The sequence below is a fragment of the Parvibaculum lavamentivorans DS-1 genome (assembly GCF_000017565.1).
Taxonomy (GTDB): Bacteria; Pseudomonadota; Alphaproteobacteria; order Parvibaculales; family Parvibaculaceae; genus Parvibaculum; species Parvibaculum lavamentivorans.
On record NC_009719.1, the window covers coordinates 3298311 to 3311956 of the forward strand.

Below are 13646 nucleotides of genomic sequence, written 5' to 3' on the forward strand. Positions count from 1 at the left end.
GTTTGTACGAGCGCATGACGGCCCGCGCAAGCGGGACGCTGCGTCAGATCGCCTGCCGTTTACGGCTCCTTTTGTACCCTGTACAAATCAGGGCCAACAAAACGGCAAACGGCTGAATCCAAGGGAGCACGTCATGGGTAGCGGACCGCTGAGCGGCATCAAGGTTGTCGAATTCGCAGGAATTGGGCCGGGGCCCTTCTGCGCGATGCTGCTCTCCGATATGGGAGCGGATATTATCCGCATCGACCGCAAGGGCGGACGCGGCGGCTCCAAATACGATATCGGCTCCCGTGGCCGACGCTCGGTGGCGCTGGACCTCAAGAAGCCGGAATCGGTCGAGGCCTGTCTGAAGCTGATCGAAAATGCGGACATCCTGCAGGAAGGCTTCCGTCCCGGCGTGATGGAACGTCTCGGCCTCGGCCCCGATGTATGCCTCAAGCGCAATCCGAAGCTCGTCTATGGCCGCATGACCGGCTGGGGCCAGACCGGCCCACTGGCGAATGCTGCCGGACACGACATCAACTACATTTCGCTCACCGGCGCGCTTCACGCCATCGGCCGGCCAGGTGAAAAGCCCGTTCCGCCGCTCAACCTCGTGGGCGATTTCGGCGGCGGCGCGCTTTATCTCGCCATGGGCATGCTCGCGGCGCTTGTCGAGGCGCAGCGCAGCGGCAAGGGGCAAGTGGTCGACGCCGCCATGACCGACGGTGCAACCTCGCTGATGGCCATGTTCTACGGGTTCACGGCATCCGGCATGTGGCAGGAGCCGCATGGCACCAACATGCTCGATGGCGGCGCGCATTTTTACGACACCTACGAGACGAAGGACGGCAAGTGGATTTCGATCGGTTCGATCGAGCCGCAATTCTACGCCATTCTCCGCGAGAAGGCCGGGCTTACCGATGCCTATTGGGATGCGCAGATGGATCGCGGCCAGTGGCCCGAGATGAAAAAGAAGATCGAAGCCGTCTTCAAGACGAAGACCCGCGACGAATGGTGTTCGATCATGGAAGGCACGGACATCTGCTTCGCACCGGTTCTCTCGATCAGCGAAGCCATCGACCATCCGCACAACAAGGCGCGCCAGACCATCGTCGAGATTGACGGTGTGGCGCAGCCCAACATCGCGCCACGTTTCTCGCGCACGGAGTCAAAAATCCAGGGTCCGGCGCCGACAGTCGGCGAACACACGGAGAGTGCCCTGAAGGATTGGGGCTTCTCGGCCGGCGACATCGAAGGGCTGAAAAAGGCGGAAGCGATTTGAGCGCACTTCCCGGCACGACAGGGCGGCGGCGCATCTATCTGATGCGTCACGGCCATGTCGACTATTTCGGGCCCGAGATCATGGCGGCCGGCGGCGACACGAAAGTGGTGCCGCTGACGCCGCTCGGGCAGGAACAGGCGAAGGCCGCCGGCAAGGCCCTTTCACACGTTGTTCTCGACCGGGCAATTTGTTCCGGCGTTCCGCGCACGCGGCAGACGGCGGAATGGGTTCTCGCGGCGCAGGAGGAGAAAGCGCCTGTCCTCGAGGAAGAACCCGCTCTTGTCGAAATTCATGGCGGCAGCTTCGGCAAGATCATGAGCCGGACAGAGCTTGCGGCGAAGATGGCCTTCTATTTCGAAACGGCGGAAGAGCCGGGCGCTACCATGCTCGAAGGCGGCGAGGTCTTCGGCGATGCACTCTTGCGTGCTGTCGGTGCTGTCAAACGGCTCCTCGCGGAGCCGGGCTGGCACACGGCGCTCATTGCCGCGCATGAGGGGATCAACCGGCTTCTCCTCGGCTGGGCGGCGACGGGCTGTTCGGTGGAGCGGGCCTTGAGCGCAGTCCGCGCGTTCGAGCAGGATCCCGCTTGCATCAATGTCATCGACTTCGACATGGTGCCTGCCGCAGATGGCGGCGTCGGCACCGAAATCCAGCGCAGCATCATCAAATCCGTCAATGTCACGCCGTATAATTACGTCAAGCACGGCATGAACATGACGAGCCTCGAGGCGATCTTCTCGAAGGATCCGCGCTAGCCCCCGATCATCTCCCTGAGCTGCCGGCGCAGCACCTTGCCCAGCGGGTTGCGCGGCAGGGCTTCAGCGAGTTCCAGCCGTTCGGGGAGCTTGTAGGCGGCAATGTCGCTCTTCATCAGGTGGGCGCGGACATCTTCCAGCGTCACGCTCTCTCCTTCGGCAGGGACGGCTACGGCACAGATGCGTTCGCCCATCACGCCGTCCGCATAGCCGACAACGGCCGCCTCACGGAGCTTCGGCATTCCCGCCAGCAATCCATCGATCTCGCCGGGCGAGATGTTCATGCCGCCGCGAATGATGATGTCCTTCGCCCGCTCCACGAAGCGGTAGTAGCGGTTACCGTCGCCCGCGATTTCAAAAACGTCGCCCGTATGAAAGAAGCCGTCCTTGTCGATAGCCTCCGCCGGGCCGCCGCCATCGCCCGCGCGGTAATAACCCGCAAAGACGGTCGCGCCCTTGATGAGCAATTCGCCGGGCTTGCCCGGCTCGGTGATTTCCTCGCCCGACTGCAGGTCGATCAATTTCGTCTCGATACTGCCCGCGATCTTCGCCGGCCAGTCGAAGCCCTTCACGCCGAAACGCGGGAAAAACTGGGCGCGCTCTTCGGGGTCCGGCACATCGCCTGCGCCGGAAATAAGGCAAGTGCCCTCGTTCGAGCCGAAGATATTGACGATGGGGAGCCCGTATTGCTCCTGCCACGTCTTCACCATCCAGGGCGAGAGCGGCGCGGAGCCCGAACCGATGCTGCGCACGGCGGAAAGGTCGAGGCTCGCCATGAGCTTCTCTTCCTTCAGCAGCAGCGAGAGAACGGCGGGCGGTGCGACGGTATAGGTGATCTTTTCGCCGACAAGCTGTTTCAGAAAGACCGGCAAATCGAACGGATGGTGCTGCACGAGCGTGCCTCCCGTCAGCAGCCAGGGCATGAAGCACCCGCCGATCGCAGCCATGTTCACGAGCGGGAAGGGGTTGAGCACCGTGTCGCCCGGCTGCAATTGTGCCGCATCCGCGCAGGCGAGCCCGGCGATCATCCAGTGATTGTGACTGCGCGGCACGCCCTTCGGCCGCGCTTCGGTGCCCGATGTCCAGCAGATCGTCGCCGCATCGTTCGCATCCGCCGCCGGGAGGGCATCGAGGCGCGCGCTGTCGGCTTCGGGCCACGCAGTCTCTCCGATCACGAACAGCTTGCTCAGCCCCGGCAGTTTGGGCTTCAGGCTCTCGAACATCGCGGCATGGTCGTGGCCGCGAATGTTGCGTGCCGTCACCACAGCCTTGGCGCCGACAAAGGCGAGCACGTCGCCCAGTTCATGCGCGCGCCATTGCACGGGCGCCGGCGTCACGATCAACCCCGCGCGCCAGGCGCCGAGATAGACCGCGACGAGCTCCACCACATTCGGGAGCTGCACCGCGACGACATCGTCCTTTTTCAGCCCGGCATCGAGAAACGCCGTCGCGATCCGGTCCGCTTCCGCGCCGAGTTCGCGATAGGTGAGACGGCGCGGTTCGCGCCCGTCAATGTCCACGCGGTTCGGCGGATCGGCGACGGCGGTGCGGCCGGGATTCGCCGCAGCGTTCGCGCGAAAACGCGCGTCGATGGTTTCCGTGCCCCACCAGCCGGCCTTCGTATGCGCTTCGATATCGCTCTTCGATGCCAGGATCATCTGCTGCGCTCCTCCCAAAGCACGTCGCGGACTTTCGTCTCTTATCTTTTCTTGGCGTCCTCGTATTCCCGCCGCAGTCTCGCGATCAGGCTCGCCGCCGTTTCCGTCCGGTCGATCATGCCCACTCCGTGGCCGGCGGACCAGACCTGTGCCCAGCGTTTCGCGCCCGACTGCGGGTCGGTGAAGTCGATATCCGGGCTTTTCTCCATCGCATCGAGGTCATATCCCGCCAGCGCGATGCTCGGCTTCAGCCAATTGGCCGCCACGCCCGTGATTGCGCGGGTGAGGATAAGGTCGTCGACGGTGGAGGAGATCAGCATGTCGCGATAGGCGGGCGCGGCCATGCTTTCCTCGCAGGCGATGAAGCGCGTGCCCATATAGGCGAGGTCGGCCCCCAGCACCTCCGCCGCGCGGATGCCCGCGCCATCGGTGATGCCGCCCCCGAGGATGACCGGCCCGTCGAAAAATTCGCGGACTGCGGGCACGAAGGAGAAGCCGGTCATGTTGCCCGTGTGGCCGCCCGCACCGGCGGCCACCAATACGAGACCGTCGACGCCCGCCTCCACGGCCTTGCGCGCGAAGGGAACCGAGTTCACATCGGCGAAGACAAGCCCGCCATAGCCATGCACGCGCTCGACGATGGCGCGCGGACTCCCCAGCGCGGTAATGACCAGCGGCGCCTTGTAGCGGATGACGAGATCGAGATCCTCGTCGAGCCGGGTGTTCGAGCGATGGACGACGACGTTCGCGGCCCAGGGCGCATGGCTGCCATCGAGGCCCGAGGTGATGCTGTCGAGCCATTCGTCGAGCACCGCCACCGTGCGCGCGTTCGGCGTCGGAAAGGAACCGATGACGCCTTCCCGGCAGGCCGCCAGCACCAGTTCCGGCCCTGAAATCAGGAACATCGGCGCCGCCACCAGCGGCAGCTTCAGCCGCTCGCGCCATCCTCCAAGCCTCTCGCTCATCCTCGCCGCCTCCCTCTCGAATCCTTTTTTCGGAGGATAGCAGGAAGGACGCCGCCTGAAAGACCGGCGGATCAGAACTTCATGCTCAGGCTCGCGGTCAGGATGTCGGCAGAGCTCGTGAATGTCCCGTTCAGGTCGCCGCGCCCTTCATGGCCGGGATCGGTCGCATCGAGCCTCACATTGGCCTTGGGCGAATAGATATGCGTATAGGCCGTGTCGATCGTCATGCTCTCCGTGAGGTCATATCCCGCACCAACGGAAAACCAGTAGCGATCGGCGTCCGGGATGCGCGGCGTGCGGAAATCGGAGGAGGGCACCACGCCCTCATCGAAGGCCACGCCCGCGCGCAGCCGCAGATCTTCCCGCGCCTTGTAGGTCGCGCCAAGGGCGAGAAAGTAGCTGTCTTCCCAGTTCTCGCGTGTCAGCTCGTCGGGCTGGGCCGGATTGTCGAACTCGACCACAAGCTCGTCGAAGCGGCTCCAGCGCGTCCATGCGACTTCAGCGCCGAGTGTCCATGTCGGCGTGATGTCGTGCTTCACGCCGAGCGTCACCATTTCGGGAAGCGTGATGGAGGCGCTGCCGCCGGTCGGCGTCAACGCGCCGGAAAGCAGCGAAAGCAGTTCGCCGTAGGTGCTCAAAGCGAATTCGGCATCGCCCTCAAGATCGACATCCATCGAGGAGCGATAGCCGATGCCGATGCGCGTATCGGGCCGGGGCGTGAGCAGGACGCCAAGCGAATAACCATAGGACCAGTCGTCGCCTTCGACGGCCGCGAAGCCATCCTGCGAAGGATCGCCCGGGTTGCCTCCGGGCAAGCCTTGCGATGTGCCGATCGTTCCGAGGTCGATGGCGCTTGTCAGCCGCGCATCCGAATATTGCACCTGCACGCCGCCGCCGATGGACAGCCACTCATTCGCCTTCCACGCCACCATCGGCTCGACGTTGTAGGTGCGCAGCCGCGAGCCGAGCCCATGATAGCGGCCGATCCAGCCGCTGTCGGCCGAAGTGACCAGCCCGAATGGCGCCGTGACCGCCAGCCCGAGAAACCAGTCCGGCGAAACCTGCCATGACGCATAGAATGCCGGCACCAAGGCCTGCGGACCGATATTGCCGGAATTGCCGCCGGTGATCGGCGCGCCCGTTATCGTCGAGGCCGAGGATTCGCCGAACTCCACATCCGGGATGATCCATGAGAACTGGCCGGACATGTTGATGCCATCGTAAAGCGTCAACGTGGCGGGATTGTAGAAAATGGAGCTGACATTGTCGCCGCCGGCGGAGACGCCCGCGAAGGATGTGCCTTGTGCAGCCGATGATTGTTCGCGAATGGCGAAGCCTGCTGCCTGTGCCGCTGTCGCTCCGATGATGAGAACACCGGCTATCGTGGCTGCGGCGGGTACAATGCCTATGGATCGTTGTGTCATTCGGTCCTCCCGATTGCGGGTAGGCCCGACGTCTGTACTTCGCCCCTGGTAAACCAGCCCCAGCTTCAGACGGCGAGCTGGTTGGCGAAAAGATAAACAGAAGGATACGGTTTTGTCTAAAACAAATACTTGCGAATGAAGTCCTTCGCGTCACTTGAAGTTTGAATCGTTCAATCTAGTCTTGGTCGATCCACCAGGTGCTGCTCCGATAGCCGTAGAGCGATCTCGTCTCCGGCGTCTTCACCTTCTTCCACAGCGCGACCCATTGTTCCGGCTGGTGATAAAGCGGGATCATGTAGGCGCCCGACAGCAGCACGCGGTCCATGGCGCGCACCACAGCCACGAATTCCTCGCGCGTCCGCGCCACAAGCATCGCATCGATCATCGCATCGATGGCCGGTTCCTTCGCGCCCATGTAGTTGCGCGTGCCCGGCTGGTCCGCCGCCTCGGAACCCCAATAGAAACTCTGTTCGTTACCGGGCGAGAGAGATGAGAACCAGCTGTTGAAGATCGTGTCGAAGTCGTAATTGTTGCGCCGTTCCTGATATTGGCTCGGGTCGACATTGCGGACGATGGCATTGACGCCGATGCGCTTCACCATCCGCGAATAAGTGAGGGCGAGGCGTTCCTCGCCCGGCGTCGCTACCAGAATTTCAAACGCCAGAGGCCGTCCCGTTTCTTTCTGCGTCATGATCCCCCGGCGGACCTCGTAACCGGCGTCCTTCAGCAGCGCCGTCGCGCGGGCGCGGTTCGCCCGGTCCTGTCCGGAAGGATCGCCCTTCGGCGCCTGCCAGCCCCGCGCCATGATGTCCGGCGCTACGGCGCCTGCGAAGGGCGCCAGCAGCGAGCGTTCGCGCTCGCTCGCTTCGCGTCCGTGAGAGCCCAGTTCCGAATTATCGAAGAAACTCTGCGTACGGACATAGGAGCCGTAATGGAGATTGCGGTTCACCCATTCGAAGTTGAACAGCTGGATCAGTGCCTGCCGGACGCGAATATCCGTGAAGGGGGCCCGGCGCGTGTTGAAAACCAGCGCATACATGCCCGAGGGCATCCCGCTCTCGAAGGTTTCCTTCCGGACCTTTCCCTCGCGCAGTGCCGGAAAGTCATAGCTTGTGTTCCAGCGTCCGGGGTCGTCCTCCGGCCGCGCTTGATAGATGCCGCTCTTGAACGCTTCGAAAGAGGCATTGGCATCGCGGAAATATTCATAGGTGATGCGGTCGATATTGTTCTGGCCTACATTCACCGGCAACCACTCGCCCCAATAAGTGGTATCGCGCTTGTAGGTGATGCTGGCGCCGGGGCGCATTTTCTCCACGACATAAGGCCCGCTGCCGATGGGTGTCTCGAAGCCGGCGCGGCTGAAGTCCCGTTTCTCGTAGACATGCTTGGGGATGATGGGCATCAGGCCGAGGATAAGTGGAATTTCCCGGTCGCCATCGGGGATGAAGTGAAACTTCACGCCGCGCTTGCCGATGCGCTCGATACGTTCGACTTTCGAGTAATAGGTCTTGTAGTTGGGCCGTCCCTTGTCGCGGAGCATTTCGAGCGAATAGATCACGTCGTCGACGCTCACCGGCACGCCGTCGGAGAAGCGTGCCGCCGGGTTCAGCGTGAAGGCCACCCAGCTCCGGTCCTCTGGCACCTCGACGGTTTCAGCCAGCAGTCCGTAAAGCGTGAAGGGCTCGTCATAGCCGCGTGCAAGCAGGCTTTCGAAGACATGCTCCCGAAGTCCGATGGCGGATGTGCCGCGGACGATGAAGGGGTTCAGGCTGTCGAATGAGCCGGTTGCGCCATAGACGATGGCGCCGCCTTTCGGCGCCTCCGGGTTCGCATAGCCGAAATGGGTGAAGCCTTCCGGGTAGAGTGGCTCGCCATGCATGGCGATGGCGTGGCGCGGGCCGGGAGAGGGCGGCGCCGCACTTGCCGGGACGAGCATGAAAAGCAGACACATGGCGCCGAGCGCCAGCCGTCCGAAACGAATGATATGCTGGTTAATGCGCAAGACAGGCGATCTCTCATCGGCGCGAGCGGCAAAAACTGTCGCCAGGGCAACAAAGTTAAGCAAAACAGTCGATTCTTCAAAGAATCCCGGTGCCATGATTATGCCGAAATGCGAGGCTAGGGGTCATGAAAGACGGCCTGGCAATTCAGGTCCGCCCATGCGCAATTCCTGAAAGGATTCTACCATGTCAATTCGGCGCTTGATTACCGGCGTCGCCGCTGCGCTCATGTCCGTGGCCGGTCTGATACCCGCAAACGCCCAGGGCGCTGCGGGCGCGGAAAAGTCGGATGCGAAGATCGAGACTTTCGGTACCTGGAGCACTCGCTGCGAGAAGAACGAAGCCGGCGCGGAACATTGCCATGCCTTCGTCGATATTCGCATCGGCGAGGAGAAGCAGCGGATCGCCTATCTCGGCATCGGTTACGGTCCGCGCGACGGAAATGAAGACGGCAAGCAGGACATGTTCATGTTCGCGATAACGCCGCTCGGCACCTTCCTTCCGGCCGGTATCGGCTGGTCGATCGACGGCGCCGAACCTTTCGGACAGCACTTCATGTATTGCCTGCCCGGCGGCTGCCAGACGGAAATCCTTCTCGACGATGCGCGCCTCAAGGCGCTCAAGGGCGGCAAGGAAATGGTGATGAGCTTCCGCATCGTTGGCCAGGGCGATGCAAAGGTGCCCGTGAAACTCGACGGTATCAGCAAGGCCATTGCGGCCGTCCCGGTGCCGAAGAAGTCCTAGTCCATGCGCGAAGGCGAGAACACGCTCCGGAGCCATCCGAAGAGCGTGTTCTCGCGCAGCATGTAGCGCATCAGCCTGTCCATATCGCGTTCGAGATTGTTGTCGGCGAAAAGCACTTCCCGCTTGCGGAAGTCGCGCGCAGGATCGAGTTCCCGCACCACGCGGGCGGGATTTCCCGCCGCAATGCAGTTCGCCGGAATGTCCCGCGTCACCACGGCACCTGCGCCGATGATGCTGTTATCGCCGATCGTTACGCCCTTGCCGATGATCGCGCGGACGCCCAGCCACACATTTTCGCCGATCCTTATCGGCCGGTGCTTGTCGAGTTCCGCAGTGCGATCATAGGTATCGTGCCAGTCGGAGTCCGATATGTAGCAGCCGCTCGCGATCATCGTGTTGCTGCCGATGGTGATTTCATCGGACGCCACGATATGCGTGCCGGGACTGATGAGCACGTAGTCGCCGATTGTAATGCGGCCTTCGCGGTCGCCTGTACGCCATGTCGCAAGCCGCACAAGATTGCCTTCCGCGGCATGAAGATGAAGATGCGATCCGGCCCTTATCCCTCCGCCCCAGATTTCCAGGTTACGCGGGCTCGTTATGTCGAGACCGGGGCCGACGGCATCGAAGGCCGGCACGATGAAATGTTGCACCTGAAAGCGCGTCCAGCCATCGATGATCCGGCGGATAAAATAGGGTCGTCTGTCGCGCCGCACCTCGAAGCTCCTCCCCGCAATCCTTCGCCCCGCCCCGGGGGATACCGCATCTCACTAGCACGGGGGCAGGGGGGAGGACGAGAGCGATTCAAGCGGCTTTCGGATCAGTGGGCCGATTTCGCGCGAATCGAATAGATGCCGTCCTTCAGGGCTCCGAACAGCTCATGCACTTGCGGATGGCGCACAGGCTCACCCGTCTCATCGGGCAAAAGGTTCTGCTCCGACACATAGGCGACGTATTCCGTGTCCGAATTTTCGGCCAGCAGGTGGTAGTAGGGCTGATCCTTGCGCGGACGGACTTCCTCGGGAATGGAGAGCCACCATTCCTCGGTATTGTTGAAAGTCGGGTCCACGTCGAAAATCACCCCCCGAAAAGGATAAAACCTGTGGCGGACGATCTGTCCGATCCTGAATTTCGCGTCCCGATTGACTTCCATGACCTGCTTACCAATCCTCGATACTCGTTCAATTCTAACAGGTTGAAGCGCCGGGCGAAAACCCGTGGGCCGAATGGGTATTTTTCATGGGATTGCCATACGTGGCGGAATACCCAATATGGCGCTCATTGAAAATTTCCATCATCCAGGAGATATCGCGATGAGCAGGTCTGTCGCTCCCTTGTTCGAGCCTTTCACCATCAACGGGCTCACACTGCCCAATCGCGTCGTGATGGCGCCCATGACACGGTCGCAGTCGCCGGGCGGCATTCCGGGCCCGGAGGTCGCCGCCTATTACCGGCGCCGCGCGGCTGCCGAATGCGGTCTCATCGTCACCGAGGGTACGACCGTCAACTCGCCCGTCGCGACGGGTGACCCGAACGTACCCCAGTTCTGGGGCGATGAGGCCCTCAAGGGCTGGAAGCGCGTGGTCGAGGAAGTCCACGATGTCGGCGGAAAGATCATGCCGCAGATCTGGCATGTCGGCATGACGCGTAACCCTGCGAAATCCACCAATCCGGATCTTCCGAGCCACGGTCCTTCGGGCCTCGTCAAGCCGGGCAAGGCCGTTTCCGAGCCGATGACCAAAAAGGAAATCAAGGACACGATCGAAGCCTTCGGGCGGGCTGCGGCAGACGCGCGGGCGATCGGCATGGACGGCGTCGAGATTCACGGTGCCCATGGCTATCTGATCGACCAGTTCTTCTGGGAAGGCACCAATATCCGCGACGATGAATATGGTGGCGATCTTGTCGGCCGCACGCGCTTTGCCGTCGAAATCATCGAGGCGATCCGGCGGGAGGCCGGCAAGGACTTTCCGCTCATCCTGCGCTTCTCGCAGTGGAAGCAGCAGGACTACACCGCGAAGCTCGCCCAGACGCCGGAAGAGCTCGGGGCTTTCCTGAAGCCGCTTTCCGATGCGGGCGTCGATGTCTTCCATTGCTCGCAGCGTCGCTTTTGGGAGCCGGAATTCGAGGGCTCCGATCTCAACCTCGCGGGCTGGACGAAGAAGCTCACCGGCAAGCCGTCGATCACGGTCGGCAGCGTCAGCCTGTCGGGTGAATTCATTGCCTCCTTCGGCGGCGAAAGCTCTGAAGCCACCGGCATCGACGATCTGCTGGACCGGCTGGAGAAAGACGAGTTCGACCTCGTCGCGGTCGGCCGCGCGCTGCTGGTCGATCCGGCCTGGACGCAGAAGGTGCATCAGGGCGCGTTCGACAAGCTGATGCCGTTCAATCCCGCGGCGCTCGCGACGCTCTCGTAACGCCGCTTCTCAGAAGCCGTAGGCTTTTGCAAGGTCGGGGTCTTTGGCCCCGACCTTTTTTGCGAGATCGACGATCACCTTTGCCTGTTTCCAGGTGGCGTCGTCCTGCATCTTGCCGTCGATCATCGCAACGCCGGTGCCGTCGGGCATGGCCTCCAGGATGCGTTTTGCAAATTGCACTTCGTCCGGGTCCGGGCTGAAGACGCGCTTGGCGATCGCGATCTGGTTCGGATGCAGCGACCATGCGCCGACGCAGCCCATGAGGAAGGCATTGCGGAACTGCTGCTCGCAGGCTTCCGCGTCCTGAATGTCGCCGAAGGGGCCGTAAAAGGGACGGATGTCGTTCGCGACGCAGGCGTCCACCATTTTGGCAAATGTGTAGTGCCAGAGGTCCTGCTGGGCGGCGATGCGGGGGCTGCCGTCTTCCTTCGGGTCTTCGAGCACCCGGTAGAAAGGATGTCCGCCGCCGACGCGCGTCGTCTTCATCTTTCGCGATGCCGCGAGGTCCGCCGGGCCGAGGCTCATGCCATGCATGCGGGGGGAGGCGCAGGCGATCTCCTCCACGTTCTTCACGCCTTGTGCGGTTTCGAGGATCGCGTGAATGAGAAGCGGCTTCTTCAGCCCATGCTTCGCCTCGAGCTGTGCGAGCAGCTGGTCCAGATAGTGGATATCCCATGCGCCTTCCACCTTGGGCAGCATGATGACGTCGAGCTTGTCGCCGATCTCGGCCACGAGCTCCGTCACATCGTCCAGCATCCAGGGACTGTTCAGCGGATTGATGCGGACCCAGAAACCGGTCGATCCGAAATCATGGCTCTTGCCGACCTCGATCACACCCTTCCGCGCCGCCTCCTTCGCGTCCGCCGGAATCGCATCCTCGAGGTTGCCGAGCAGCACATCGACCTGCGGGATTATCTCGCCGAGGCGCGAACGGAGCTTCTCATTGTGTCCGGGGAAGAAATGGATCATCCGTTCGAGGGCGACGGGCAGCTCCCGGTAGGGGGCCGGGGCACCGATGGCGAGCGGTTTGTAAAAGAACGATGGCAGTTTCATGACAGTCCACTGGGGATAAGGGCGATTTGCGCGCAGTCTAGCGATGCTTCGATCGCAAATCCATGAACGCATTCAATCGCGTAGGGATTTTTCTTGAGCGTCGATCAGAGCCCGCACCGGCCCCGCCGCGGCAAGGCATGCAAAACCGAGCACCGATGACACGGTTATCGCGAGATAGGCCGTCTCGTAACCCCCTGCAGCTACATACAAAAACCCGAGCAGCGCAGGGCCTGCCGCGTTCGCGCAGGTCGTAATCATCTGCGATACCGAGAGGATACGCGCATAGGCTTTCAATCCGAATGCTTCCGCCGTGATAAGTGGTTGCATCATCTGCATATTTCCGACCGTCGCGCCAAACATCGCCGAGACGATGAAGAGGGCAGCCACGCCTTCGGCAAACGCGAACAGCGCAAAGGAAATGCCCTGCAGCACATAGATCGCGAAGAGATAAGTCTTTGATGCAACACGCGAAAGCAGCGATCCGCCGATAAGCCGTCCGGCAATGCTCGCCGCCGCCATGATCGACACCGCCAGCGCCGCAACATGGTCATCCCCCGTCCGCGTCGCCACGAGACGGAACTGATGCGCCAGCGATCCGACCTGCGCCATCATCGAAAAAACGAAGGCAGCCGTACAAAAAATGAAGAAGCGGCTGCGGATTGCATCGTTGAAGGAGACGCCATCAGGCGGCAACCGGCTGCCGTCCGCAGCGAGGCGAGGTGGGTCTCCATCGGGCGAAAGTCCAATAGATTCAGGGCTTTTGCGCAACATGATCAACGCCACAGGAACGACGCCAAGTACGAGCGTGAACGCAAGCCAGTATGCCGCCTCGCCAAGTCCGTAGCTCTCGACAAGCGTGGCGGAAATCGGCGTAAAGACGATGCCGCCCAACGAAAGTCCCGTAGAGGCATATGCAATCGCCTTCGATCGCTGGCGCGTAAACCATCGCGCGACGATGGTCATACCGGGAATGACGGCCACCGCCGCATTGCCGATGCCGAACAGAATGTAGAAGCCATAAAGCTGCCACAGCTCGTCCACATGGCCTGCACCCGCGAGCACGCCTGCGGATAGAAAAGCGCCGAAAGTCACCACCCAGCGCGGATCGTAGCGATCCAGCAGCCAGCCGACGCCGAGGCCCGCAATCCCTGAAGAGATAAAAAAGAGCGCCGTGGCATTCGAAGTGGCAGAGACGGAAAACCCGCCCTCGACGACAAAGGCCTTCAGAAAGATCGACAGGTTGTAGAAGATCAGGCCGCAGGACACGGTGTGAATGACAAAGACCGTGCCGACGATGTACCAGCCGTAAAAGAGACCGCCGCGCGGCGAGGCGCGCGGGTCTTCTGGCTCGGGGCCAGCATCCATA

The 13646-nt window shown here is 62.1% G+C and carries 12 protein-coding genes; 4 read left to right on the plus strand and 8 right to left on the minus strand.

Translation table 11 applies throughout. The features are described from left to right. Positions 1 to 133 precede the first annotated feature (133 nt). Both PLAV_RS15705 and PLAV_RS15710 read left to right on the plus strand, forming a co-directional pair. A complete protein-coding gene (locus PLAV_RS15705; RefSeq protein ID WP_012112017.1) occupies positions 134 to 1264 on the plus strand; it encodes a CaiB/BaiF CoA transferase family protein in 1131 nt (376 codons plus the stop codon). Then, a complete protein-coding gene (locus tag PLAV_RS15710) occupies positions 1261 to 2019 on the plus strand; it encodes a histidine phosphatase family protein (protein WP_012112018.1) in 759 nt (252 codons plus the stop codon). Before PLAV_RS15705 ends, PLAV_RS15710 begins: the two co-directional genes overlap by 4 nt. Here the strand turns inward: PLAV_RS15710 and PLAV_RS15715 are convergent. The 4 genes from PLAV_RS15715 to PLAV_RS15730 form a co-directional block, all read right to left on the minus strand. Continuing rightward, complete coding sequence (locus PLAV_RS15715; protein WP_012112019.1) at positions 2016 to 3677, minus strand: class I adenylate-forming enzyme family protein; 1662 nt, start codon at positions 3675 to 3677, stop codon at positions 2016 to 2018. The two genes, PLAV_RS15710 and PLAV_RS15715, sit on opposite strands and share 4 nt — an antisense overlap. Before the next feature lie 41 nt (positions 3678 to 3718). Next, positions 3719 to 4642, minus strand: a complete 924-nt coding sequence (locus tag PLAV_RS15720) for an NAD(P)H-dependent flavin oxidoreductase (RefSeq protein ID WP_012112020.1) — start codon at positions 4640 to 4642, stop codon at positions 3719 to 3721. 71 nt (positions 4643 to 4713) lie between these two features. Beyond that, positions 4714 to 6066 carry an OmpP1/FadL family transporter gene (locus tag PLAV_RS15725; RefSeq protein WP_012112021.1) on the minus strand — a complete coding sequence of 451 codons (1353 nt, stop codon included), beginning with the start codon at positions 6064 to 6066 and terminating at the stop codon, positions 4714 to 4716. Between the two features lie 175 nt (positions 6067 to 6241). Next, positions 6242 to 8068 (minus strand): extracellular solute-binding protein, encoded by a 1827-nt coding sequence (locus tag PLAV_RS15730; RefSeq protein ID WP_245545160.1) that lies wholly within the window; start codon positions 8066 to 8068, stop codon positions 6242 to 6244. 184 nt (positions 8069 to 8252) lie between these two features. Here PLAV_RS15730 and PLAV_RS15735 point away from each other — a divergent pair, with 184 nt between their 5' ends. After that, positions 8253 to 8810 carry an invasion associated locus B family protein gene (locus PLAV_RS15735; protein ID WP_012112023.1) on the plus strand — a complete coding sequence of 186 codons (558 nt, stop codon included), beginning with the start codon at positions 8253 to 8255 and terminating at the stop codon, positions 8808 to 8810. Here PLAV_RS15735 and PLAV_RS19935 read toward each other — a convergent pair. Both PLAV_RS19935 and hspQ read right to left on the minus strand, forming a co-directional pair. Further along, positions 8807 to 9526 (minus strand): acyltransferase, encoded by a 720-nt coding sequence (locus tag PLAV_RS19935; RefSeq protein ID WP_012112024.1) that lies wholly within the window; start codon positions 9524 to 9526, stop codon positions 8807 to 8809. The genes PLAV_RS15735 and PLAV_RS19935 overlap by 4 nt on opposite strands. A 104-nt stretch (positions 9527 to 9630) precedes the next feature. Next, a complete protein-coding gene (gene hspQ / locus PLAV_RS15745; RefSeq protein WP_012112025.1) occupies positions 9631 to 9963 on the minus strand; it encodes a heat shock protein HspQ in 333 nt (110 codons plus the stop codon). 160 nt (positions 9964 to 10123) lie between these two features. Between hspQ and PLAV_RS15750 the strand changes: the two genes are divergently transcribed. Next, the gene (locus PLAV_RS15750; RefSeq protein ID WP_012112026.1) at positions 10124 to 11227 is read left to right on the plus strand and encodes an NADH:flavin oxidoreductase; all 1104 of its coding nucleotides are present in this window, start codon (positions 10124 to 10126) and stop codon (positions 11225 to 11227) included. 9 nt (positions 11228 to 11236) lie between these two features. Here the strand turns inward: PLAV_RS15750 and PLAV_RS15755 are convergent, their stop codons facing one another. Together PLAV_RS15755 and PLAV_RS15760 are read right to left on the minus strand one after the other, a co-directional pair. Then, positions 11237 to 12280 (minus strand): HpcH/HpaI aldolase/citrate lyase family protein, encoded by a 1044-nt coding sequence (locus PLAV_RS15755; RefSeq protein ID WP_041536071.1) that lies wholly within the window; start codon positions 12278 to 12280, stop codon positions 11237 to 11239. A gap of 72 nt (positions 12281 to 12352) precedes the next feature. Beyond that, a complete protein-coding gene (locus tag PLAV_RS15760) occupies positions 12353 to 13645 on the minus strand; it encodes an MFS transporter (RefSeq protein ID WP_012112028.1) in 1293 nt (430 codons plus the stop codon). Between the last annotated feature and the right edge of the window lies 1 nt (position 13646).

What these genes read in the sequence shown, in the direction of transcription:
- hspQ (WP_012112025.1), bottom strand. Translation starts at nt 9,963, where the DNA reads ATGGAAGTCAATCGGGACGCGAAATTCAGGATCGGACAGATCGTCCGC.
- PLAV_RS15725 (WP_012112021.1), bottom strand. Translation starts at nt 6,066, where the DNA reads ATGACACAACGATCCATAGGCATTGTACCCGCCGCAGCCACGATAGCC.
- PLAV_RS15750 (WP_012112026.1), top strand. Translation starts at nt 10,124, where the DNA reads ATGAGCAGGTCTGTCGCTCCCTTGTTCGAGCCTTTCACCATCAACGGG.
- PLAV_RS15755 (WP_041536071.1), bottom strand. Translation starts at nt 12,280, where the DNA reads ATGAAACTGCCATCGTTCTTTTACAAACCGCTCGCCATCGGTGCCCCG.
- PLAV_RS15705 (WP_012112017.1), top strand. Translation starts at nt 134, where the DNA reads ATGGGTAGCGGACCGCTGAGCGGCATCAAGGTTGTCGAATTCGCAGGA.
- PLAV_RS15760 (WP_012112028.1), bottom strand. Translation starts at nt 13,645, where the DNA reads ATGGATGCTGGCCCCGAGCCAGAAGACCCGCGCGCCTCGCCGCGCGGC.
- PLAV_RS15720 (WP_012112020.1), bottom strand. Translation starts at nt 4,642, where the DNA reads ATGAGCGAGAGGCTTGGAGGATGGCGCGAGCGGCTGAAGCTGCCGCTG.
- PLAV_RS15735 (WP_012112023.1), top strand. Translation starts at nt 8,253, where the DNA reads ATGTCAATTCGGCGCTTGATTACCGGCGTCGCCGCTGCGCTCATGTCC.
- PLAV_RS15715 (WP_012112019.1), bottom strand. Translation starts at nt 3,677, where the DNA reads ATGATCCTGGCATCGAAGAGCGATATCGAAGCGCATACGAAGGCCGGC.